At 71.7% G+C, this 23,108-nt stretch carries 20 protein-coding genes; 16 read left to right on the plus strand and 4 right to left on the minus strand.

Translation table 11 applies throughout. The features are described 5' to 3' along the window. Window positions 1-5 precede the first annotated feature (5 nt). From rhaS to ACIBQZ_RS01595, 4 genes are read right to left on the minus strand one after another with little or no spacing between them, the layout of a single operon-like run. Window positions 6-1,079 carry a rhamnose ABC transporter substrate-binding protein gene (rhaS, locus tag ACIBQZ_RS01580; protein WP_396086495.1) on the minus strand — a complete coding sequence of 358 codons (1,074 nt, stop codon included), beginning with the start codon at window positions 1,077-1,079 and terminating at the stop codon, window positions 6-8. 25 nt (window positions 1,080-1,104) lie between these two features. Continuing rightward, window positions 1,105-2,094, minus strand: coding sequence for an ABC transporter permease (locus tag ACIBQZ_RS01585; RefSeq protein WP_396086496.1), 990 nt, complete (start codon window positions 2,092-2,094; stop codon window positions 1,105-1,107). Next, complete coding sequence (locus ACIBQZ_RS01590) at window positions 2,087-3,097, minus strand: ABC transporter permease (RefSeq protein WP_396086497.1); 1,011 nt, start codon at window positions 3,095-3,097, stop codon at window positions 2,087-2,089. Before ACIBQZ_RS01590 ends, ACIBQZ_RS01585 begins: the two co-directional genes overlap by 8 nt. Next, window positions 3,094-4,563 (minus strand): sugar ABC transporter ATP-binding protein, encoded by a 1,470-nt coding sequence (locus ACIBQZ_RS01595; RefSeq protein ID WP_396086498.1) that lies wholly within the window; start codon window positions 4,561-4,563, stop codon window positions 3,094-3,096. Before ACIBQZ_RS01595 ends, ACIBQZ_RS01590 begins: the two co-directional genes overlap by 4 nt. Before the next feature lie 196 nt (window positions 4,564-4,759). Here ACIBQZ_RS01595 and ACIBQZ_RS01600 point away from each other — a divergent pair, with 196 nt between their 5' ends. From ACIBQZ_RS01600 to ACIBQZ_RS01675, 16 genes are all read left to right on the plus strand, one after another. Beyond that, window positions 4,760-5,797, plus strand: a complete 1,038-nt coding sequence (locus ACIBQZ_RS01600; RefSeq protein ID WP_396086499.1) for a LacI family DNA-binding transcriptional regulator — start codon at window positions 4,760-4,762, stop codon at window positions 5,795-5,797. 332 nt (window positions 5,798-6,129) lie between these two features. Further along, the gene (locus ACIBQZ_RS01605) at window positions 6,130-6,351 is read left to right on the plus strand and encodes a hypothetical protein (protein WP_396086500.1); all 222 of its coding nucleotides are present in this window, start codon (window positions 6,130-6,132) and stop codon (window positions 6,349-6,351) included. Between the two features lie 1,182 nt (window positions 6,352-7,533). Then, window positions 7,534-9,564 (plus strand): bifunctional aldolase/short-chain dehydrogenase, encoded by a 2,031-nt coding sequence (locus ACIBQZ_RS01610; RefSeq protein ID WP_396086501.1) that lies wholly within the window; start codon window positions 7,534-7,536, stop codon window positions 9,562-9,564. Next, complete coding sequence (locus tag ACIBQZ_RS01615; protein WP_396086502.1) at window positions 9,561-10,970, plus strand: rhamnulokinase family protein; 1,410 nt, start codon at window positions 9,561-9,563, stop codon at window positions 10,968-10,970. Before ACIBQZ_RS01610 ends, ACIBQZ_RS01615 begins: the two co-directional genes overlap by 4 nt. 1 nt (window position 10,971) lies before the next feature. Then, window positions 10,972-11,709 carry a (Fe-S)-binding protein gene (locus tag ACIBQZ_RS01620; RefSeq protein WP_396086503.1) on the plus strand — a complete coding sequence of 246 codons (738 nt, stop codon included), beginning with the start codon at window positions 10,972-10,974 and terminating at the stop codon, window positions 11,707-11,709. Beyond that, on the plus strand, window positions 11,706-13,124 hold the full coding sequence (locus ACIBQZ_RS01625) for a LutB/LldF family L-lactate oxidation iron-sulfur protein (RefSeq protein ID WP_396086504.1): 1,419 nt from the start codon (window positions 11,706-11,708) through the stop codon (window positions 13,122-13,124). The genes ACIBQZ_RS01620 and ACIBQZ_RS01625 overlap by 4 nt, the downstream gene beginning before the upstream one ends. Then, window positions 13,121-13,714 (plus strand): lactate utilization protein C, encoded by a 594-nt coding sequence (locus ACIBQZ_RS01630; RefSeq protein ID WP_396086505.1) that lies wholly within the window; start codon window positions 13,121-13,123, stop codon window positions 13,712-13,714. Before ACIBQZ_RS01625 ends, ACIBQZ_RS01630 begins: the two co-directional genes overlap by 4 nt. After that, a complete protein-coding gene (locus tag ACIBQZ_RS01635) occupies window positions 13,711-15,111 on the plus strand; it encodes an arabinose isomerase (RefSeq protein ID WP_396086506.1) in 1,401 nt (466 codons plus the stop codon). The genes ACIBQZ_RS01630 and ACIBQZ_RS01635 overlap by 4 nt, the downstream gene beginning before the upstream one ends. A gap of 162 nt (window positions 15,112-15,273) precedes the next feature. Then, complete coding sequence (locus ACIBQZ_RS01640) at window positions 15,274-16,269, plus strand: hypothetical protein (protein ID WP_396086507.1); 996 nt, start codon at window positions 15,274-15,276, stop codon at window positions 16,267-16,269. A gap of 160 nt (window positions 16,270-16,429) precedes the next feature. Next, entirely contained in the window at window positions 16,430-16,606 is a 177-nt protein-coding gene (locus ACIBQZ_RS01645) for a hypothetical protein (RefSeq protein WP_396086508.1), read from the plus strand. Continuing rightward, a complete protein-coding gene (locus ACIBQZ_RS01650) occupies window positions 16,603-17,838 on the plus strand; it encodes an FxsB family cyclophane-forming radical SAM/SPASM peptide maturase (RefSeq protein ID WP_396086509.1) in 1,236 nt (411 codons plus the stop codon). The genes ACIBQZ_RS01645 and ACIBQZ_RS01650 overlap by 4 nt, the downstream gene beginning before the upstream one ends. Continuing rightward, the gene (locus ACIBQZ_RS01655; RefSeq protein ID WP_396086510.1) at window positions 17,835-19,154 is read left to right on the plus strand and encodes an HEXXH motif domain-containing protein; all 1,320 of its coding nucleotides are present in this window, start codon (window positions 17,835-17,837) and stop codon (window positions 19,152-19,154) included. Before ACIBQZ_RS01650 ends, ACIBQZ_RS01655 begins: the two co-directional genes overlap by 4 nt. Window positions 19,155-19,288: 134 nt before the next feature. Further along, window positions 19,289-19,918 (plus strand): aspartate/glutamate racemase family protein, encoded by a 630-nt coding sequence (locus tag ACIBQZ_RS01660; protein ID WP_396086511.1) that lies wholly within the window; start codon window positions 19,289-19,291, stop codon window positions 19,916-19,918. Between the two features lie 53 nt (window positions 19,919-19,971). After that, window positions 19,972-20,598, plus strand: a complete 627-nt coding sequence (locus tag ACIBQZ_RS01665; RefSeq protein ID WP_396086512.1) for a TetR/AcrR family transcriptional regulator — start codon at window positions 19,972-19,974, stop codon at window positions 20,596-20,598. Then, window positions 20,599-21,492: an ATP-binding cassette domain-containing protein gene (locus ACIBQZ_RS01670; RefSeq protein ID WP_396086513.1), complete on the plus strand. Its 894-nt coding sequence runs from the start codon at window positions 20,599-20,601 to the stop codon at window positions 21,490-21,492. Beyond that, window positions 21,489-23,084: an ABC transporter permease gene (locus tag ACIBQZ_RS01675; protein WP_396086514.1), complete on the plus strand. Its 1,596-nt coding sequence runs from the start codon at window positions 21,489-21,491 to the stop codon at window positions 23,082-23,084. Before ACIBQZ_RS01670 ends, ACIBQZ_RS01675 begins: the two co-directional genes overlap by 4 nt. Window positions 23,085-23,108 lie beyond the last annotated feature (24 nt).

A 23,108-nucleotide genomic window follows, 5' to 3' on the forward strand; every position in this document is an offset into this window, starting at 1 on the left:
CAGATCTAGAAGTTGAACTGGTCGATGTTCTCGGCGGTGAACTCGGTCGGCGGGCCGAGGACGATCTCACCGGCCGCGCCGACGGTGTACTCGCCGAGCTTGCCGGCCTTGAACTTCTCGCCTTCCTTACCGGTGATCTGGTTCGAGGCCAGCGCCGCACCCGCGTACGCGGCCAGGTAGCCGATGTCGGCCGGGTTCCACAGCGCGAACTTCTTCACGGTGCCGTCCTTGACGTACTCGCGCATCTGGTTCGGCAGGCCCAGGCCGGTGATCGCCACCTTGCCCTTGTAGTTCGAGGAGCTGACGTACCGCGAGGCCGCGGCGATGCCCACGGTGGTCGGCGAGACGATGACCTTCAGGTTCGGGTACGACTGGAGCAGACCCTGCGCCTCCTGGAAGGACTTCTGGTCGTCGTCGTTGCCGTACGCGGTCTTGACCAGCTTGAGCTTGGCGTTCTCCGGCTTGGCCAGCTCGGTCTTCATGACCTCGATCCAGGCGTTCTGGTTGGTCGCGTTCGGGGTCGCCGAGAGGATCGCGATCTCGCCCGCGCCGCCGGCCAGCTCGTTGGCCATCTTCACCAGGCTCTCGCCGATGCCCTGCGTGGTGGCCTGGTTGATGAAGACGTCGCGGCAGTCCTTGGACGCGTCCGAGTCGAACGCGACGATCTTGATGCCGGCCTGGCGGGCCTGGTTCAGCGACGGGCAGACCGCGTTGGGGTCGTTGGCCGCGATGCCGATCACGTCCTGCTGCTGCTGGATCAGCGTGTTGATGTAGCTGACCTGCGAGGAGGCGCTGGCGTCGTTCGGCCCGACGAGCTTGTACTCGCCCTTGAGCTCGCCCGCCGCGACCTTGCCGCCACCCACCTCGACGTCGGTGTACGGGTTGTTCAGCTGCTTCGGCAGGAAGGCGATCTTGAGGCCCTCCTTGAGCTTGGCGTTCGGGTCGGCGGCGCCGGACTGCGCGGCGGCCGGGCCGGAGTTGTCGGCGCTGTCCTTGGTGGTGCCGCCGCAGGCGGCGATGCCCAGGACAAGGAGTGAGGTGGCACCCGCGGAGAGTAGGCGTTGGTGGGAACGAAGCATGGCGGACTCCTAGGAAAGGGGGAGGTTAAACGGTGGCGGCGCGGCGGAGCTTCCGCCGTTGCCAGGTGGTGCGGATCGAGGTCGCGAGGTTGGGCAGCAGCACGGAGAGCACGAGCAGGGCGCCGGTGACGATGTTCAGCGCCTGCCCCGAGACGTCCTGCAGGCGCAGCGCGTTCTGCAGGGCGGCGAGCAGGACCACGCCGGCCAGGACCCCGGGAAGGCTGCCCTTGCCGCCGAAGATGGAGACGCCGCCGAGCAGGACCGCGGCGACCACGGCCAGCTCGAGGCCGGCGCCGTTGTCGGCCCGGGCGCTGGAGTACCGCAGCGTCCACAGCACGCCGACCAGGCCGGCGACCGCGCCGCTGACCACGTACAGCCAGAACTTGGTGCGGGCCACCCGGATGCCGGAGAAGTGCGCGGCCTGGGCGTTCGCGCCGATCGCGTACAGGGAACGGCCGAACGGGGTCGCGTGCAGGACCACCCCGAAGATCACCGCGAGCACGGCGATCAGGATGAGCACGTTGGGGATCGCGCCGCCGCCGATCGTCCCGGTGACCCAGCCGGTGTAGCTGAACGGGAAGTCGGCGACCGCGCCGTCGCCGAGCACCACGAGCGCGAGGCCGCGGTACAGGGCGAGCGTGCCGATCGTGACCGCCAGCGACGGCAGTCCCAGCCCGGTGACCAGGAAGCCGTTGACCGCCCCGAGGATCGCGCCGGCGACGACGCAGATCGGGATGATCGACTCGATGGACAGGCCCTGGTTCCACAGGTAACCCATGATCGAGCTGGCCAGGCCGAGCGTGCTCGCCACCGACAGGTCGATCTCGCCGGTGATGATGATGAACGTCATCGGCAGCGCGACCAGCATGATCGGCAGCAGGTCCAGGATCAGGAAGGTGAAGTTCCGGCTGGTGCCGAAGTTGGTCACCGAGAACGACGCCACGACCAGCACGAAGACGGTCAGGATTCCGATGATGCTGTCCCAGCTGGACAGTCTGCGCTTCAGCTCAGACATGGCTGTCCTTCTTCCGCAGCGACCGGGCGATCCGCACCGCGACCAGGCGGTCCGCGCAGATGGCCAGGATGATCAGGGCGCCGATGATGGCCTGCTGCCAGAACTGGTTGATGTCCAGGACGGTCAGCGCGCTGCCGATCACGGTCAGCAGCAGCGCGCCGAGGCCCGCGCCCCAGACCGTGCCGCTGCCGCCGAAGACCGCCACGCCGCCGACCACCACGGCCGCGACGACGTTCAGCTCCTGACCGGTGCCGGCGGCGGCGTCGACCGTGCCGAACCGGGCGGCGAAGAGCACGCCGGCCAGCCCGGCCAGCGCGCCGCTGAGGATGAACGCGCCGAGCAGGTTGCGGGCCACCTTGATGCCGGCCAGCTCGGCGGCCTGCGGGCTGGAGCCCATCGCGTACAGCTCGCGGCCGACCCGGTAGTTGCGCATCAGCAGCGAGACGCCGCCGACCACCACCAGCGCGATCAGCACCAGCCACGGGATGCCCAGGATCGAGTCGTTGGCGAAGGTCAGGAAGTGCCGCGGCAGCTCGTCGGCGTTGACCTGCTGGCCGCCGGCCCAGGAGTAGGTGATGCCGCGGAACATGTAGAGCGTGCCGAGCGTGACCACCAGCGCCGGCACCCGGCCGTACCGGACCAGAATGCCGTTGAGCAGGCCCGCCGCGCCGCCCACGGCGAGGCCCACCAGGATCGCGACCACCATCGGCAGGCCGGGGTTGTCGCTCATCAGGGTGGCCACGGTGAAGGCGCTCAGGCCCAGCACCGAGCCGACCGAGAGGTCGATGTTGCGGGTGATCACCACGACCGCCTGGCCGGCGGCCATCACCGCCAGGATCGCCGTGTTCAGCAGGATGTCGCGGATGCTCTGGCCGGACAGGAAGCGCGGGTTGCTCGCGGCCGTATAGCCGATCAGCAGCGCCAGAGCCAGGATGATGCCCAGCTCACGGGTCTTGACCAGGCCGGCGAAGATCCGCCCGGGCTGTGGCAGCGCGGCCGTCATGTGGTCACCTGCTGGCCCATTGCCGCGTACATGACGCTCTCCTCGGTGGCTTCGGCGCGGGTGAGCTGGGCGGCCACGTGGCCCTCGCGCAGGACGACGATCCGGTCCGCCATGCCCAGCACCTCGGGCAGCTCGGACGAGACCATGACGACGGCCAGCCCGCGGGCCGCCAGCGACGACATCAGCCGGTGCACCTCGGCCTTGGTGCCGACGTCGATGCCGCGGGTGGGCTCGTCGACGATGAGCAGCTTCGGGTTGGTGGCCAGCCACTTGGCCAGCACCACCTTCTGCTGGTTGCCGCCGGACAGCGTGCCCACCGGGTCGGAGAGCCGGCCCAGCTTGGTCTGCAGCTGACCGGTCCAGCTGGTCGCCTCGCGCCGCTCGGCGCCGCCGAACAGCAGGCCGAGCTTGGCCAGCGCCCGGCTGCGCGGCAGCGTCACGTTGCGCTCCACCGAGAGGTCCATGATCAGGCCCTGCTGGCGGCGGTCCTCGGGGACCAGCGCCATGCCGGCCGCCATCGCCGCCTGCGGTGAGCCCGCCTTGAGCGGCTTGCCGAGGAACCGGACCGAGCCGGTGTCGTACCGGTCGACGCCGAAGACCGCCTGCATGACCTCGGACCGGCCGGCGCCGACGAGGCCGGCCAGCGCCACGATCTCGCCCGCCCGGACGGTGAAACTGATGTCGCGGAAGACGCCCTCCCGGCCCAGCCCCTCGACCTCGAGCACGGTCTCGCCGATCTCGGTGTCCTGCTTGGGGAAGAGCGTGCTCAGATCGCGCCCGACCATCCGGCGGATCATGTCGTCGACGCTCAGGTCGGCGACCGGCTCGGTGCAGACGTGCTTGCCGTCGCGCATGATCGTGACCCGCTGGCAGAGCGCGGTGATCTCCTCGAAGCGGTGCGAGATGAACATGATCGCGGCGCCCTCGTCGCGCAGCGCCCGGGTCACCGCGAAGAGCCGGTCGACCTCGACGCCGCTGAGGGCGGCGGTCGGCTCATCCATGATCAGGACGCGGGCCTCGCTCGAGAGCGCCTTGGCGATCTCGACGAGCTGCTGGTCGGCGATCGACAGGCCGCGGGCCGGCCGGTCCGGGTCGATGTGCACGCCGAGCCGGGTGAAGAGCCTGGCGGCGTTGCTGTGCATCGCCTTGCGGTCGATCTGCCGCAGCCGGGTCAGCGGCTGGTTGCCCATCGCGATGTTCTCCGCGACGGACAGGTCCGGGAAGAGCGTCGGCTCCTGGTAGATCACCGCGATGCCGGCGGCCTTGGCGTCGGCCGGGCCGGTGAACTCGATCTCGGCGCCGTTGACGGCGAGTGTGCCGGTGTCCGGCCGGTGCACCCCGGCGAGCATCTTGACGATGGTGGACTTGCCCGCGCCGTTCTCGCCGACCAGGGCGTGCGCCTCGCCTCCGTGCAGCGCGAAGCTGACGCCCTGCACCGCCGCCACGGCACCGAAGGACTTGGTCACGTCACGCACTTCGAGCAATGCCGGGGGCGTTGCCGCCATGGGGCTACCTCCGCAGGTACGTTTGAAATGTTTCATAAGGCGTGTGACGAAGGTAGGTGGCCCCGATCACACGTGTCAAGCGTCTGGGTGAAACGTTCCGGAAACAGTGATACGAGTGGTGCCGTACGATGTCGCTTCTACGTTTCAAGGGGGCCCCGTGGTCAACGGCAGGACACCGTCCGTCAAGGACGTCGCCCGCTCAGCCGGCGTCTCCCTGGGCACCGTCTCGAACGTGATGAACCGGCCCGAGGTGGTCAGCCCCAGCACCCGCGAGCGGGTCGAGCGGGCGATGGCGGAGCTGGGCTTCGTCCGCAACGAGTCCGCCCGTCAGCTGCGCGCCGGCACCAGCCGCACGCTGGCGTACGTGATGCTGGACGGCAGCAACCCGTTCTTCCACGACGTCGCGCAGGGCATCGAGCTGGCCGCCGAGGACGCCGACCTGTCGCTGTTCATCTGCAACAGCAACGGCCGGGCCGAGCGCGAGGAGGTCCACCTCGACCGGCTCATGCAGCAGCGGGTGCAGGGCATCCTGATCACCCCGGTGAACCCGGAGGCGGCGTACCTGACCGAGATCGGCCGGCGCGGCGGCGTACCGATGGTCTTCGTGGACCGGGTCGGCGTCGGCGGGGTGTTCTGCTCGGTGGCCGTGGACGACGTGCTGGGCGGCCGGATCGCGGTCGAGCACCTGGCCGAGCAGGGCCACACCCGGGTCGCCGTGGTCGGCGGCCCGGAGTCGATCGGTCAGGTCCGCGAGCGACTGGAGGGCGCCCGGCAGATCTGGGCCGAACTGGGCCTGCCGCCGGAAGACCTGATCTACCTGCCGACGGCGGCGCTGACCGTCGCCGAGGGGCGCTCGGCGGGAGAGCGGCTGGCCGGCATCCCGGCCCGGCGCCGGCCGACCGCCGCGTTCTGCGCGAACGACCTGCTGGCGCTCGGCCTGCTACAACAGAGCATCGGCGCGGGCCTGCGGGTGCCGGAGGAACTGGCCATCGTGGGTTTCGACGACATCGAGTTCGCGGCGGCGGCCGCGGTGCCGCTGACCTCGGTGCGCCAGCCGCGGCAGGAACTGGGCCGGGCCGCGGCGGCGCTGGTGATCGACGAGGCGACCAACCCGGACCACGTCCACCAGCAGCCGCTGTTCGTCCCGGAGCTGGTCGCGCGGGCGTCGACGGTGGTCCGCTCCCGCGCCTACTGACCAACCATCCGGCAGCCGCCCCGCCGCTGCCCGCCCGCCAGGCTGCTGCCCGCCCGCTCGCCACGCTGCTGCCCTGCCCTGCCCGCTCGCTCGCTCGTTCGCCACGCTGCTGCCTGCCTGCCCGCCAGGCTGCTGCCCGCCCGCCCGCCCGCCCGCCCGCTCGCCACGCTGCTGCCCTGCCCTGCCCGCTCGCTCGCCACGCTGCTGCCTGCCCGCCCGGCTGCTGCCCGCCCGCCCGCTCGCCACGCTGCTGCCCGGCCCGGCCCGCTGCGGCTGATCCCTGACCCGATCGGCAAGATCAACTTCAAGAGCATGGTGTCGTGCCTGGTTGCATGGTGCTGACCGTCGCTCCCGCCGAACGCAGGCTGATTGCAGGGTTCTCCGCGCGCCTGCTTGCGGTGAGTGCTCCACGCACGTGGTTGGAACAAGCGGTCGTCGTGACGGCCGAGCTCCCACCGGAGAGGTGTCTCACCATCCGGGCCGCCGACAACCCGAAACGCCGCAAATGGTGCGTGGTGGTGGGCGTTTGCGGCGATCTTGTGGCGGTGGGGTGAGGTCAACCTTCGCCATTCAGCGCCGTCGCAGGCTCAGCGGCAGCCTTCCCGCAGATCTTGGTGAGCTAAAACGTTCCAGCCGAACCACACCGCTACAAGGTCCACCACTCGCGCCCCTTTCCTCCTGAGATGACCCCTCAACTTCTACGACCGCTAATCCCGCATACCGGACGAACCCGGCAACGGGCTGGATCCGGGGGGACCGCGATCCAGAAATGGCGAGGGTCGAGTGGTGAGGAGCTGACCGTGGTGCCACAAGATTGGCGCTCGCTCGGGCGCCGCCGGCGATGCGGGGTGACGGAGACGCGTGTCTCGGCGCTGTCCGAGCACCGCCGGCGAGAACAGCAGGAGCTGCCGCCGCCGGCGCGGCGGGCTGGGTGTGGCGGCCGGGCTGGGTGTGGCGGCCGGGCCAAGCGGGCGCGGCGGTGAGAGCGGCGAGGGTGGTGAGAGCGGCGAGGGTGCCGGGGGTGCCGGGGGTGCCGGGGGTGGTGAGGGTGGTGAGGGTGCCGGGGGTGGTGAGGGTGGTGAGGGTGCCGGGGGTGGTGAGGGTGGTGAGGGTGCCGGGGGTGGTGAGGGTGGTGAGGGTGCCGGGGGTGGTGAGGGTGGTGAGGGTGGTGAGGGTGGTGAGGGTGGTAGGAGTTGTCGTCAGCGGACCGGAGTCAGGTTCACCGATCCGCGGCAGGGCACGATCCGTACAGGTCAATGTGTCTGTGCGGCGACGGGTTGCTCCCTGCGCTCGTCACCCGTCCTGGCTCTCTGGCGGTCAACCCGCGAACCCACTGTGCGGAGACTCGGCAGGGGCCGCCCCGTGTGCTCGCGTTCTCATGCCGCTGAGATTTCGGTCCGCGAGTTGGGTGGTGATCGGTTGACACGGGGCCACTCCCGCCGATTGTGGCCGATTGCATGGTGCCCGGTAGACCGGGGTACGAATTGGCCGCCAGGGGGCCATCCGTTACCAAGGTCCAATTGCGGGCGACAGTGCCCGGGGCCGGATTCCCGGGGCTGCCTTCAGGGCCCCTGCGGGCCGTCGGTGGCCGGGCCGGACGGGTGTTTCGGTGGGGGGATTTGTTGTCGCGCGGCATTCGCTGGATCGGTCTTGAGGTATTGACCGGTCCTGCGGGCAGCCCGTAACCTGCACGCAACGTCTGAAACGTTTCACGGCCCCGCCTGCGAAGGATGCTCATGTTGAACCCCGCAGTCAGCGATCTCCTGGCCCGCAGCAACCGCCTCGGCGCCGACCCCCGCAACACCAACTACGCCGGCGGCAACACCTCGGCGAAGGGGACGGAGACCGACCCCGTCACCAACGCGCCGACCGAGCTGGTCTGGGTCAAGGGTTCCGGTGGTGACCTCGGCACCCTGCAGGAGTCCGGCCTCGCGGTGCTGCGGCTGGACCGGCTCCGGGCGCTGGCCGGGGTGTTCCCCGGGGTCGAGCGCGAGGACGAGATGGTCGCGGCGTTCGACTACTGCCTGCACGGCCGGGGCGGTGCCGCCCCCTCGATCGACACGGCCATGCACGGCCTGGTGGACGCGCCGCACGTCGACCACCTGCACCCGGACGCGGGCATCGCGCTGGCCACCGCCGCCGAGGGCCCGGCGCTGACCAAGGAGATCTTCGGCGACCGGGTGCTCTGGGTGCCCTGGCGCCGGCCCGGCTTCCAGCTCGGCCTGGACATCGCCGCCGTGCAGCGGGCCAACCCGCAGGCCATCGGTGTCATCCTCGGCGGGCACGGGATCACCGCGTGGGGCGCCACCAGCGCCGAGTGCGAGGCCAACTCGCTGGACATCATCAACACCGCCGCGGCCTGGATCGCCGCGCACGGCCGCGAGGCGCCGTTCGGCCCGCTGGTCCACGAGGCCCTGACCGATGAGGTACGGCGAGAGCGCGCCGCCGCCCTGTTCCCGGTCGTCCGTGGCCTCGCCTCCACCGACCGCCCGCAGGTCGGCCACTACACCGACAGCGAGGTCGTGCTCGACTTCGTCCGCCGCGAGCGGATGCCCGAGCTGGCCGCCCTCGGCACCTCCTGCCCGGACCACTTCCTGCGGACCAAGGTCAAGCCGCTGGTGCTCGACACCGCGCCGGACGCCCCGCTCGACGGGGTCGAGACCCGGCTCAGGGAGCTGCACGCGGCGTACCGGGAGGACTACCGCGCCTATTACGAGCGGCATGCCGGGCCGGACAGCCCGGCGATGCGCGGCGCCGATCCGGCGATCGTGCTCATCCCCGGCGTCGGCATGTTCAGCTTCGGCGCGAACAAGCAGACCGCGCGGGTGGCCGGCGAGTTCTACGTCAACGCCATCAACGTGATGCACGGCGCCGAGTCGGTCTCCGCCTACGCGCCGATCGACGAGGCGGAGAAGTTCCGGATCGAGTACTGGGCCCTGGAAGAGGCGAAGCTCCAGCGGATGCCGAAGCCGAAGCCGCTGGCCACCCGGGTCGCGTTCGTGACCGGCGGCGGCTCGGGCATCGGCCGGGCGATCGCGCTGCGGCTGGCCGCCGAGGGAGCCTGCGTTGTCGTCGCTGACCGTGACGCCGACGCGGCGCGCACGGTGGCGGCCCAGATCGGCGGCCCGGATGCTGCGGTGGCCGTCGCGGCAGACGTGACCTCCGAGGCAGAAGTGGAAAAAGCAGTCAAGGAGGCCGTGCTCGCGTTCGGCGGGGTGGACCTGGTGGTCAACAACGCCGGGCTGTCGATCTCCAAGCCGCTGCTGGAGACCACCGAGGCCGACTGGGATCTGCAGCACGACGTGATGGCCAAGGGCTCGTTCCTGGTCGCCAAGGCGGCCGCCGCGGTCATGATCGCGCAGGGCCTGGGCGGCGACGTGGTCTACATCTCCAGCAAGAACTCGCTGTTCGCGGGCCCGAACAACGTCGCGTACGGCGCCGCCAAGGCCGACCAGGCGCACCAGGTGCGGCTGCTCGCCGCCGAGCTGGGCGGGCACGGCATCCGGGTCAACGGCATCAACCCCGACGGCGTGGTCCGCGGCTCCGGCATCTTCGCCGGCGGCTGGGGCGCCAAGCGGGCCGCCGTGTACGGCGTAGAAGAATCCGAACTCGGCGCCTACTACGCCCAGCGCACGCTGCTCAAGCGCGAGGTGCTCCCGGAGCACGTGGCGAACGCGGTGTTCGTGCTGACCGGCGGCGAGCTGTCGCACACGACCGGCCTGCACATCCCGGTGGACGCCGGGGTGGCGGCGGCGTTCCTGCGGTGAAGACCTTCGCGGCGGTCGACCTGGGCGCGTCCAGCGGGCGCGTCATGGTCGGCCGGGCCGGCGCCGGGTCGCTGTCGCTGGCGCCCGTCAACCGGTTCCCCAACGAGCCCGTCCGCGCCGGCGGCACCCTGTACTGGGACATCCTCGCGCTGTACCGGGGCGTGCTCGACGGGCTGCGGCAGGCCGGACCGGTCGACGGCATCGGCATCGACTCCTGGGCGGTGGACTACGGGCTGCTCGACGCGACCGGGGCGCTGCTCGGCAACCCGGTGCACTACCGCGACTCGCGCACCGACGGGGTGGCCGCCAAGGTCGCGACGGCGATCAGCGAGGACAAGCTCTATGCGCTGACCGGCCTGCAGAAGCTGCCGTTCAACACGATCTACCAGCTCGTCGCGGCCGCCGGCACGCCGCAGCTCGAGGCGGCCCGGCAGCTCCTGCTGATTCCGGACCTGCTGGCGTACTGGCTGACCGGCGAGAAGGGGGCGGAGATCACGAACGCTTCCACCACCCAGCTGCTCGACCTAGGCTCGGGTGGGTGGGCCGGAGAACTGATGACCACGCTCGGGATCCGGCCCACTCTCTTCCCGCCGCTGCGGGCGCCCGGCTCGGTCATCGGCCCGGTGCTGCCGGCGCTCGGGATCGGCACGCCGGACGTCATCGCCGTGGGGTCGCACGACACCGCGTCGGCCGTGGTCGGGGTGCCGGCGGCGGGGGAGAACTTCGCCTACATCTCCTGCGGCACCTGGTCGCTGGTCGGGGTGGAGCTGGACGCGCCGGTGCTGACCGAGGCCTCGCGGCTGGCCAACTTCACCAACGAGGGCGGCGTCGACGGGACGGTCCGCTACCTGCGCAACGTCATGGGGCTCTGGCCGCTGCAGGAGTGCCTGCGGGAGTGGGGCTCGCCGGACCTGCCCGCGCTGCTCCGGCAGGCCGCCGCGGTGCCCGCCTTCCGGGCCGTCGTCGACCTGGACGACCCGGTCTTCCTGCCGCCGGGGGACATGGTCGGCCGGCTGACCCGGGCCGGCGGGGGCGCGCTGTCGGGGCCGGCGGAGATCATCCGGTGCATTCTGGACAGCCTGGCGCTGGCCCACCGGCGAGCCGTGCGCCAGGCCCAGGAGCTGTCCGGGCGGCAGGTCGACGCGGTGCACATCGTCGGCGGCGGCGCCCGCAACGAGCTGCTCTGCCGGCTCACCGCGGACGCCTGCGGGCTGCCCGTGCTGGCCGGCCCGGTCGAGGCCACCGCGCTCGGCAACGTCCTGGTCCAGGCCCGCGCGGCCGGCGCGATCAGCGGTGACCTCTCGGCACTGCGGGCCCTGTTGCGGGAGACTCAGCAGATCGTGCGCTACGAGCCGCGCGGCGACGCGGCCGCGTGGCGAGCGGTCGAGCGCCGACTGGAGGCCTGACATGCGCATCGCCTTGTTCGTGACCTGCCTGGCCGACACCATGTTCCCGGCGGCGGCCAAGGCGACCGTGCGGCTGCTGGAACGCCTCGGCCACGAGGTGGTCTTCCCGGCCGGGCAGACCTGCTGCGGCCAGATGCACATCAACACCGGCTACCAGCAGGACGCGTTGCCGCTGGTCCGGCGGCACGTCAAGACCTTCGCACCGTACGACGTGGTGGTGGCGCCCTCCGGGTCGTGTGTGGGATCGGTACGGCACCAGCACGCGATGGTGGCCCGGTCGGCGGGGGACGAGGGGCTGGCCGCCCGGGCCGAGGATGTCGGGTCGCGCACGTACGAGCTCTCCGAGCTGCTGATCGACGTGCTCGGGGTGCAGGACGTGGGCGCGTACTACCCGCACCGGGTGACGTACCACCCGACCTGCCACTCGCTGCGGATGCTCCGGGTCGGCGACAAGCCGCAGCGGCTGTTGCGGCACGTCCGCGGGCTGGAGCTGGTCGAGCTGCCCGCGGCCGACCAGTGCTGCGGCTTCGGTGGCACGTTCGCGCTGAAGAACGCCGACACTTCGGCCGCGATGCTGGGCGACAAGATGCGCCACGTGCTCGAGACCAAGGCGGAGGTCTGCACCGCCGGCGACTCGTCCTGCCTGATGCACATCGGCGGCGGCCTGTCCCGGATCGACGCGGGCGTCCGGACCGTGCACCTCGCCGAGATCCTCGCCGCGACGGAGGCCGACTCATGACCACCTTTTTAGGGATGCCGACGACCGCGCCCCGCGGGGTGGGCAACCTGCGCGGGGAGGAGCCGTTCCCGGCCGCCGCGCACAAGGCGCTCGGCAACGAACAGCTGCGCCGCAACCTGGGGCACGCCACCGCGACGATCCGCGCCAAGTCCGGCGCGGTCATCGCCGAGCTGCCCGACTGGCAGGAGTTGCGGACGGCCGGCTCGGCGCTCAAGGCCGACACCATGGCCCGGCTGCCGGAGCTGCTGGTGCAGCTGGAGGAGAAGGTCACCGCGGCCGGCGGGGTGGTGCACTGGGCGGCGGACGCGAACGAGGCCAACCGGATCGTCACCGAGCTGGTCCGGGCCACCGGCGAGGACCGGGTCATCAAGGTCAAGTCGATGGCCACCCAGGAGATCGGCCTGAACGAGGCGCTGGCGGCGGCCGGCATCGAAGCCGTCGAGACGGATCTGGCCGAGCTCATCGTCCAGCTCGGCCACGACAAGCCCAGCCACATCCTGGTGCCGGCGATCCACCGCAACCGCGCGGAGATCCGGGAGATCTTCCTGCGCGAGATGCCCGGGGTGGACCCCGCGCTGACCGACGAGCCGGTCATTCTGGCCGGCGCGGCGCGGCGCTATCTGCGCGAGACATTCCTGAGTACGAAGGTCGCGGTGTCCGGCGCCAACTTCGCCATCGCGGAGACCGGGACGCTGGTGGTGCTGGAGTCCGAGGGCAACGGCCGGATGTGCCTGACGCTGCCGGAGACCCTGATCACCGTGATGGGCGTCGAGAAGCTGGTGCCGACCTGGCAGGACCTGGAAGTGTTCCTGCAACTGCTGCCGCGGGCGTCGACCGGGGAGCGGATGAACCCGTACACGTCGATGTGGACCGGGGTGACGCCCGGCGACGGGCCACAGAGTTTCCACCTGGTGCTGCTCGACAACGGGCGCAGCGCGGTGCTGGCCGACGAGGTGGGCCGCCAGGCGCTGCACTGCATCCGCTGCTCGGCGTGCCTGAACGTGTGCCCGGTCTACGAGCGCACCGGCGGGCACGCGTACGGGTCGGTTTATCCGGGGCCGATCGGCGCGGTGCTGTCACCGCAGCTCACCGGGGTCGAGGACAATGCCTCGCTGCCGTACGCGTCGTCGCTCTGCGGCGCCTGCTTCGACGCCTGCCCGGTGAAGATCGATATCCCGTCGATCCTGGTGCATCTGCGCAACGAAGTGCCGCACCCACGCGCCGAACGGGCGGCGATGCGGGCGGCCGCGTACACGATGGACCACCCCAGGCTCTACGCGGCCGCGCAGCATGCCGCCAAGCTCAGCAAGCTGGCCGGCAACCGGCTGCCGCCGCCGCTCAGCGGCTGGACCGCCAGCCGGGACCTGCCGGAACCGCCGGCCGAGACCTTCCGTGATTGGTGGGCGAAGCGATGAGCAGCCGCGAGGTGATCCTGGGCCGGATCCGGGCCGCGCTCGGCGAGACCGCGGCGCCGGCCGAGATCCCCCGTGAGTACCGTCGCGGCGACCGGGTCGCCGACCTTGACCTGCTGGTGGAACGGCTCAAGGACTACAAGGCCGTGGTGCACCGTGGCGTCTCGATCGCCGAGACGGTCGCGGCGCTGTCGCCGGCGCCGCTGGTCGTGCCGCCCGGCATCAACCCGGCCTGGCTGCCGGAGGGCGTCGAGGTGCTGCGCGACGAGGGGCTGAGCCAGGACACGTTGGCCGTCGCCGGTGGCGTGCTCACCGCCGCGACGGTGGCCGTCGCGGAGACCGGGACGATCGTCCTGGACGGCTCCGCCGACCAGGGCCGGCGGGTCATCTCGCTGCTCCCGGACCTGCACATCTGCGTGGTACGGGCAGACCAGGTGGTGGCCTCGGTGCCCGAGGCGCTGACCCGGCTGGCGCCCGGCCGGCCGCTGACCTGGATCAGCGGCCCGTCCGCCACCAGCGACATCGAACTCAACCGCGTCGAGGGCGTCCACGGCCCCCGCCGCCTGCACGTCATCCTTCTGGAGGCATCGTGACTCATCGGCAGGCCAGGATAGGGCTGGTTGCGGGCGGGCTGGGCACGTACTGGCCGCAGTTCCCGAGCCTGCTGCCCCAACTGCAGGAATCTGCCCGATATGTCTCGCAGCGGTTCCAGGAGATGGACACCGAGGTCATCGACGTCGGCTTCATCTCCGACGCGCAGGAGGGTGCGGCTGCCGCGGAGAAGCTGCGCCGCGCCGATTGCGACCTGATCGTGCTGTTCCTGACGACGTACCTGACCGCCTCGATGGTGCTGCCGATCGCCCGGCGGTCGAACACTCCGGTCCTGGTCATCGACCTGCAGCCGACCGAGAAGATGGACCACGCGTCGTTCGACACCGGGGCCTGGCTGGCGTACTGCGGGCAGTGCCCGGTGCCGGAGATGGGCAACACGTTCCGCCGGGCCGGGATCCCGTTCCGGTCGGTCTCCGGCTGGCTGCGGCAGGAATCGGCCTGGCGGCGGATCGGCCAGTGGATCCGGGCGGCGCACGTGCGCGCGGCGTTGCGGCACGCCCGGCACGGCCTGATGGGCCACCTCTACCCCGGCATGCTGGACGTCTCGACCGACCTGACGCTGCTGCCGGCGACCTTCGGCTCGCACGTCGAGGTGCTCGAGTTCGACGACCTGCGCCAGCGCGTCGAGCAGGTGACCGAGGCCGAGACCAAGCAGCGGATGGACCTGGCCCGGGAGATCTTCACGCTGGACGACACGGTCCGCGAGGAGGACTTCGCCTGGGGCGCGACGGTGTCGGTCGCGCTGGACCGGCTGGTCGACGACTTCGCGCTGGACAGCCTCGCGTACTACCACCGCGGGCTCGACGGCGAGCAGCACGAACGGCTCGGCGCCGGCATGATCCTCGGCGCGTCCCTGCTCACCGCCCGCGGCATCCCGGCCACCGGCGAGTACGAGCTGCGCACCACGGTGGCGCAGCTGGCCACCCAGGCCGTCGGGGCCGGCGGCTCGTTCTGCGAGCTGCAGGCACTGAACTTCGAGGACAACGTCGTGGAGATGGGCCACGACGGCCCGGCGCACCTGGCGGTCAGCGCGCGCGACCCGCTGCTGCGCGGCCTCGGCGTCTACCACGGCAAGCGCGGCTGGGGCGTCAGCGTGGAGTTCGACGTCCGGCCCGGCCCGGTCACCCTGCTCGGGCTCGGCCAGGACCGGGACGGCTCGCTGTCGTTCATCGCCGCCGAGGGCACGGTTGTGCCCGGCCCGCTGCTGGCGATCGGCAACACGACCAGCCGGGTCGACTTCGGCCGCGACCCGGGCGAGTGGGTGGACGACTGGAGCGCCTCCGGCGTGGGCCACCACTGGTCGCTGTCGCTGGATCACCGGGCGGCCGACTACCGGGCCGCGGCGAGCCTGCTCGGCATCGAATTCCGCCAGGTCTAAGATAGGCTCCGATTCTTTACCCGCCGCCGTTTTCCGTAGCGCTTTCCTGACGGCTTTTTGCGCATTGATGAATACGTCCGGCCGGGGTCGCTCGTTGTGTCATCGTCGGCTATGCGATCCTCTGGGGTCGGCGATGACGTGACGGAAGCTGCGGTTCGGAGGGTGCTGAACTTGGCCATCAAGCTGCCCAATCTCGAACTGCTCCCGTCCGAACCGCACCGGGACCTCGTCAAGGCGCTGCACGAGCTCTACGACGAGGCCGGCCGGCCGCCGAGCCGGGAGATCAGCAAGTACACCTACCAGCGGAGACAGCCCGAGGGCGACCAGCTCGACACGGTCTCGCACGAGACGGTCAGCGCGGCTCTCGGCGGCAAGACCATTCCGGCCTGGGCCAAGGTGAAGTCCATCGTCACCGCGCTGGTCGCGAAGTCCGTCAAGGAACAGGACGTCGAGGAGTGGCTGCGGGAGATCCACCAACTGTGGATCAAGGCTCAGCCGGGCAGCCGGCCCCGGGAACCGGCAGGCCGGCCGGTGCTGCCGCTGCCGGAGCGCAATCCCCACTTCACCGGCCGGGAGATGCTGCTCGACGCGATGCACCGGCGGCTGAGCGAGGCGCCGAACGCACCTCTGCTCCTGTCCGGCGCCCCCGGCGTGGGCAAGACCCAGCTGGCCCTCGAGTACGCGCACCGACATGCCAAGCAGTACTCCGCGGTGTGGTGGTTGCCCGCCGACCAGTCCGAACGGGCCCGCGACACCCTGGCCCACGGCCGCTGTCTCCTGGTTCTGGACAATGCCGAGGCTGACGACCTCCACGGCGGCCTGCCCGCCACCCGCGGCGAGGTGATCGTGACCAGCCGCGACCCGGGGTGGGGCGGTCACACGGGCCTTGAGGTCCCGGACTTCGACCGCGCCGAGTCGATCCAGTTCCTGTGCCGACGGGACAGCGGGATCACCGGCGACCTGGCCGACGAGATCATCCGCAGGTTCGGCAGGCTCCCCTTGCGGCTCCACCAGATCACCGCCCTGCCGTCGGCGATCGACCTGTCCTGGACGGATCTGCTCGACGAACTGGACGGTCCCGGGCAGCCGGACACCGCGGTCGCGGCCCTGCACCAGGTGCTGGACCGCTTGCGGGCCGAGAACCGGCTGCGGCGCTGATCCGGGAACGCCGCCGGAGCCGCCTGACAACTCTTGACCGAGAGTGAGTGGAGACTCACCTCGCGGGGCGCTACGGTGCAGTCTGGCTTACGCAATCGACCGCTTTTGCGGACAAATCCTTACTCTGCTTGATCATTTCTGTATGGTGAAAGGGTACATTGTGGACAATAAGGAAAAGCTGCCGATCCAGCTGATCGACGTACGTCAGCTGCCGCTCGATCGGTTGCCGGTGGACGCCAACGACGTGGTGGCCCGGTCGCTGCGGCAGGTCTTCGAGAGCATCGACGACCCCAACGGCGTCATCTCGGCCTTCCAGTCGTTCGCCTCGGACACGTGACCTACGAGACGGTGCGGGCGGCGCAGCGTGCCGCCGCACCGTGGCCGTACGCGGAGCTGGACGTCCGCGCCCTGCACGCCGCGGGCTGGCGGCCGACCCCGTTCCACGATGTCGTCCTGAAGGTGCACCAGCGCTGCAATCTGGCCTGCGACTACTGCTACGTCTACGAACTCGCCGACCAGAGCTGGCGGGGCCGGCCCGTGTCCATGACGCCCGAGGTGTGGCGGGCCGCCCTGGCACGGCTCGGCGACCACGTCCGGCGGCACGAGCTGAGCGGCGTCCGCGTCGTCCTGCACGGCGGTGAGCCACTGCTGTACGGCGCCGACCGGCTGGGCGAGCTCGCGCAGGCCGTACGGGTGGCGCTGCCCGAATCGTGCCAGGTCGAGATCGGCCTGCAGACCAACGGCGTGCGCCTGGACGAGCCGACGGTGGCGACGCTGCGGCAGCACCGGATCCGCGTCGGCGTCAGCGTCGACGGCGTGCGGGCCGACCACGACCGGCACCGGCGGATGCCGAACGGCAGTGGCAGCTTCGCCGCGGTCGCGCACGGGCTGGAGATCCTGCGCCGCCCCGAGAACAGCCAGGTGTACGCCGGCATCCTGTGCACAGTGGCCCCGGACACCGACCCGATCGCCTGCTACGAGGAGCTGCTCGCCTTCCAGCCGCCGGCGCTGGACTTCCTGCTGCCGCACGCCAACTGGGACCAGCCGCCGTGGTCACCACCCGGCACCAGCACGCCGTACGCCCGGTGGCTCAGCGCTGTTTTCGACCGCTGGTTCAGCGCCGGGGGGCCGGTGCCGATCAAGCTCTTCGACGACATCGTCCGGCTGATCCTGTCCGGGGCCAGCCACAGCGAGCAGGTCGGCCTGAGCCCGTCCGGCGTGCTGGTGATCGAGTCCGACGGGACGATCGAGCAGGTCGACGCGCTCAAGTCCGCGTACGAGGGCGCCTGCGCCACCGGCCTCGACGTGCACCACGACGAGCTGGACGCCGCCCTCGCGGACCCGGGAATAGTGGCCCGGCAGATCGGCATCCACGCCCTCTCGCCGGCCTGCTTGGAGTGCGGCCTGCACCGGGTGTGCGGCGGCGGGCACTACGCCCACCGCTATCGGGCCGGCCGGGGATTCCGGCATCCGTCGGTGTACTGCGCAGACCTGACCGAACTCATCAAACACGTGCACACCCGCGTGGCGGACGACCTCGGGCCGGCGCGGACCTCGGGAGCCGGATGACCACGTTTCACCAGCTGAGCCCCGCACTGCGTACCGCTGTGGCGAGCGGTGGCGGCGGCCCGGCCGCCGTCCGGGAACTGCGAGCCGCGCAGCTCAGCAAGCACCTGCTGTTGATCAGGCACCTGCTGGCGCAGTGGCCGGATGCCGCGGGCGAGCCCTCCGCGATCATGGCGCTGCTCGACCGGGTCCGCGCCGAGGCCCCGGAGGTCTTCCGTGACGTCGTCGGCGCGCCGCTGGTCGGCGCCTGGGCGGCGATCGTCACCCGGGCCGTCCGCCGGGGCGGCGCCGACCCGGCCGACTTCCGGCACCTCGGCGCGCTCGCCGGGGTGGCCTGCGCCGCCGCCGGCCTGGACGGCCGCGTTGCGGTGGCGGTGCAGGACGGCCTGGTGGTGCTGCCCGGCCTCGGCGCCGCGGTGGTCCCGGCGGCCGGGACGGCCGAGATCGTCATTGCCGCAGGCCACGTCACGGTCAGATCCGGTACGGCGACCGTGTCCGTCCCCGATGACCCCACGGCCGCCGGGCGTGACTGGCTGCCGGTGCGGTGGCTGCGGGCTGAGGCCGCGGGGCTGGGTTTCGCCCCGGCGCTCGACGACCTGCACCCGTATCGGCACGGGCATCACGTGCCGCCGGCCAACCGGCTGAGCGCCGCGGAGATCAAGCTCTGGCAGGCGACGTTCGAGGAATCCTGGCGGCTGCTCGCCGACTGGCTGCCGGACCGGGCCGCGGAGCTGCAGGTGGGGCTCCGGACCCTGGTGCCGCTGGTGCGGGACGACAACACCGCTCGCAGCGCGACGCTCCGGCACGCCTTCGGCGTCTTCGGGCTGACCCGGCCGGCCACGGCGGCGGACTTCGCGGTCACGATGGTGCACGAGTTCCAGCACTCGAAGCTGAGCGCGGTGCTCGACCTGACCCGGCTGACCCGACCTGACGACACCGGCCGCTACTTCGCGCCGTGGCGCACCGACCCGCGTCCGCTGCCCGGCCTGTTGCAGGGCGTGTACGCGTTCGTCGCAGTGGCGGACACCTGGCGGGCCCTGCGGGCGGCGCCGGGCATCGAGCAGCTCGCCGAGAAACGCTTCGTGGCGGCGCGGTTGCAGGTCGACCGCGGTCTCACCGCGGTCGAGAGCTCGGGTGGGCTGACCGCCGAGGGCGAGCAGTTCGTGGCGGGGCTGCGGTCGGCCACCGATGTGCTGCTTTCCGAGCCCGCCGCCTCGGCGACTGTCCGGGCGGCCGAGGCGGCATTGGCGCATACCCATCGAATGTGGCAGGAGCAATTTCTGGCGCGCCAGACAATGGCGCAGACCGATGACGGTTAATTGTCGCGAAAGGGCTCCCGGGCGGCGGCCGGTCCGCCACGAATCGCAATTTGGCCGAACTGACCACCGCCCGGTCACTCGCATTGTCAGCCCGGGCCGGGCCCTTGGAGCGCGGGGCTTGGCATGCTGTAGGCATGCCCACGATCGGATTCCTGCACACCGCCGACGTCCACGTCGCGACCTTCGGCGCGCTGGCCGCCGAGCGCGGCCACCGGGACGTGCACGTGGTCGACCCCACGCTGCTGGCCGACGCCCGGGCGCACGGCGTGGACGCCGCGCTGACAGCCCGGCTCGGCGACCGGCTGCGGGAGCTGGCCGGGCAGGGGCTGGACGTCATCGTGTGCACCTGCTCGACCCTGAGCGGCTACGCGGAACGGGTTGAGCTGCCGGTGCCGGTGGTGCGGGTCGACCGGCCGATGGCCGAGGCGGCCGTGGCGATCGGGGGCCGGATCGCGGTGGTCGCCTCGGTGGCGTCGACCCTGGCGCCGACCCGCGAGCTGCTGCTGGAGTGCGCGGTCGACGCGCAGGTCGAGCCGGCGCCGTGCCTGGCGGCGTGGGCCTTCTTCGAGGCCGGTGACCTGGAGGGATACCGGCAGGCGGTGGCGGCGCACGTGCGCACCCTGGACGCCGACGTGATCGTGCTGGCCCAGGCCAGCTTGGTGCCGGCCGCGGAGCTGCTCGGCGACCTGACCGTGCCGGTGCTGACCAGCCCGCGCTCGGCCGTGGACCACGCGGTCGCCGTCGCTGCTGCCCGCCGTACCTGAAGATCCTGGTTTTCGGGCTAGGCGGCTACACGTGTGTGTAATAACCTACACATGTGAGTAGCGACAGTGACCTGACCGCTCGGGCCCGGATCCGCGATGCCGCCATCCGGCTCTTCGCCGACCGGGGCATCGGTCCCGCGACCATCCGCGACATCGCGCAGGCCGCGTCGGTGTCCTCGGGGCTGCTGCGCCACCACTTCGGGTCCAAGGACGGCCTGCGGGACGCCTGCGACGAGTTCGCGCTGGCCCGGATGGCCACCATCCGGACCCAGCTGGTGGCGCGCGGCGGCCTGGCCGATCCCGGCCTGGTCGCCACGACGCACCCCGAGTCGCTGCTGCTCCAGCGCTACCTGGTGCGGTCCATGATGGACGGATCGGCCGCGGCCACCGTCATGTTCGAGCGACTCGTCGAGGCCGGCGTGGAATGGTTCGCCGACCGGCCCATCCAGAGCAAGGACCCGCGCGCCTACGCGGCCGTGCTGGTCGCGATGCAGATGGGCATGTTCCTGATGCGCGACCGGATCTCCCAGGTGCTCGGCGCCGAGCTCGACCCGCCCGCCGAGAACGCGCGCCTGCTCCGGGCGTCCATCGAGATCTTCACGCAGCCGTTGCTGGATGCCACCCAGGCCGAGCAGGCGTACGCGGCGCTGGACCGGCTCGTCACCCCTGAGGAGTCATAGATGACCGAGGCGATCAGCGTCGCGGGGCTCAGCAAGAGCTTCGGGCGCACCCGGGCCCTGACCGGCCTGGATCTGCACGTGCGCACCGGCGAGGTGCACGGCTTCCTGGGGCCCAACGGCGCCGGCAAGACGACCACCATCCGGATCCTGCTGGGGCTGATGCGGGCCGACAGCGGCAGCGCCACCCTGCTCGGCGGCAACCCCTGGGCCGACGCGACCGCGCTGCACAAGCGGCTCGCGTACGTGCCCGGCGACGTCACGCTGTGGCCCAACCTCTCCGGCGGCGAGGTCATCGACCTGCTGGGCCGGCTGCGCGGCGGGCTCGACCCGCGACGCCGCGACGAGCTGCTGGAGCGCTTCGACCTGGACCCGCGCAAGAAGGGCCGCGCCTACTCCAAGGGCAACCGGCAGAAGGTCGCCCTGGTCGCCGCGCTCGCCTCCGATGTGGAGCTGCTGATCCTCGACGAGCCCACCTCGGGGCTGGACCCGCTGATGGAGGAGGCGTTCCGGGATCTCATCCTTCAGGAGCGCCGCAACGACCGGACCGTGCTGCTGTCCAGCCACATCCTCTCCGAGATCGAGGCGCTGTGCGACCGGGTCACCATCATCCGCGAGGGCCGGACCGTGGAGACCGGCACGCTCGCCGACCTGCGGCACCTGACCCGCACCTCGATCGAGGCCGAGCTGACCGGGCCGGTCGACGGGCTGGCCGACCTGCCGGGCGTGCACGGCCTGCGCGTCGAGGCCGGCCGGGTGCAGTTCGACGTGGACACCGAGGCGCTCGAACCGGCCCTGCGCAAGCTGGTCGGGGTGGGCGTGCGCAGCCTGGTCAGCCAGCCGCCGACGCTGGAGGAGCTGTTTCTGCGGCAGTACCGCAAGGAGACCGTGCGATGAAGGGGACCGGGCAGCTCATCCGCTTGATCCTGCGCCGCGACCGGGCGCTGCTGCCGCTCTGGGTGGTGCCGCTGGCGGTCATCCCGGCCGGCTTCTTCTCGTCGTTCGACGCGCTCTTCCCGACCGATGCGGAACGGCTCACCTACGCGCGGGTCAGCGCGGAGAACGCCGGCTTCGTGGCGCTCTACGGCCCGTTGCACGGCAGCAGCCTCGGTGAGCTGGTCGCCTGGCGCGCCGGGTTCATCCCGGTGATGATCGCGCTGTTCAGCGTTCTCACCATCATCCGGCACACCCGGGCCGACGAGGAGGCCGGCCGGACCGAGCTGGTCGGCGCCGCCGCCGTGTCCCGGCACGCCGGGCTCTTCGCGGCGGTGATCGTCACCTTCGCCGCCGACGCGGTGCTGGCCCTGATCCTGGCGCCGGTGATGATCGCGCAGGGGCTGCCGGTCACCGGCTCGGTGCTGCTGGCGCTGGAGTTCATGCTGGCCGGCTGGATGTTCGCCGCCGTCGCCGCGGTCGCCGCCCAGCTCGCCGGCGGGGCCCGGGCCGCCCGGTCCATCGCGCTCCTCGTGCTCGGGGTGGCCTACGTGCTGCGCCTGGCCGGCGACGTCAGCGGGATCGGCGACGGCGCGACCGGCTGGCTCTCCTGGCTCTCGCCGATCGGCTGGGTGCAGCGCCTGTTCCCGTACGGGGCGGACGTGTGGTGGCCGATCATCCCGGCCGTCGGGTTGAGCGCGCTGCTGGTCGGCGCCGCCGTGGTGCTGGCCGCGCACCGGGACATCGGCGTCGGAGTGCTGCCCACCCGGCCCGGCCCCGCGGTCGCCGCCTCTGGGCTGCGGTCCCCGTTGGCGCTGGCCTGGCGGCTGCACCGGGGCATGCTGGCCGGCTGGGTGAGCGGGTTCGCGCTGCTCGGGCTGGTCTTCGGCGGGGTCGCGGGGAGCATCGGCGACCTGGTCGCGGACAGCCCCGAGCTGGCCGAGATCTTCACGCGGCTCGGCGGCGCCGCCGCGGCGATCGACAGCTTCTTCGCCGGGGTGACCGGCATCCTCGGGCTCATCGCGGCGGGCTACGCGGTGCAGGCCGTGCTCCGGCTGCGCGACGAGGAGAGCGCCGGGCACGCCGAGATGCTGCTGACCACCGGCACGAGCAGGTGGCGCTGGCTGCTGAGCCATGCCGTGTTCGCGTTCCTCGGGCCGGCCGTCGCGCTCGCCGTGGCCGGCGCGGTCACCGGGCTGGTGCACGGGCTGGCGTCCGGCGACGTCGGCGGCCAGGTGCTGAGCGTGCTGGGCGGTGCGCTGGCGCAGGTGCCGGCGGTCTGGGTGCTGGCCGCGGTGGCGGCGGCGCTGTTCGGGCTGGTGCCGCGGCTGACCCCGGCCGCCTGGGGCGCGGTTGCCGGGTGTGTGCTGGTGCTGCTGTTCGGCGCCGCGATGCAACTGTCGCAGTGGGTGCTGGACATCTCGCCGTTCTCCCACGTGCCGCACCTGCCGGGCGGGCACGCCACCGCGACGCCGTTCGTCATCCTGACGCTGATCGCCGTGCTGCTGGCGGCGGCCGGGCTGGCCGGCTTCCGGCGCCGGGACCTTCCCACCTGAGCGGCCCGGCGGGAGCTGGTCCGG

Source organism: Actinoplanes sp. NPDC049599 (assembly GCF_044465625.1).
Taxonomy (GTDB): domain Bacteria; phylum Actinomycetota; class Actinomycetes; order Mycobacteriales; family Micromonosporaceae; genus Actinoplanes.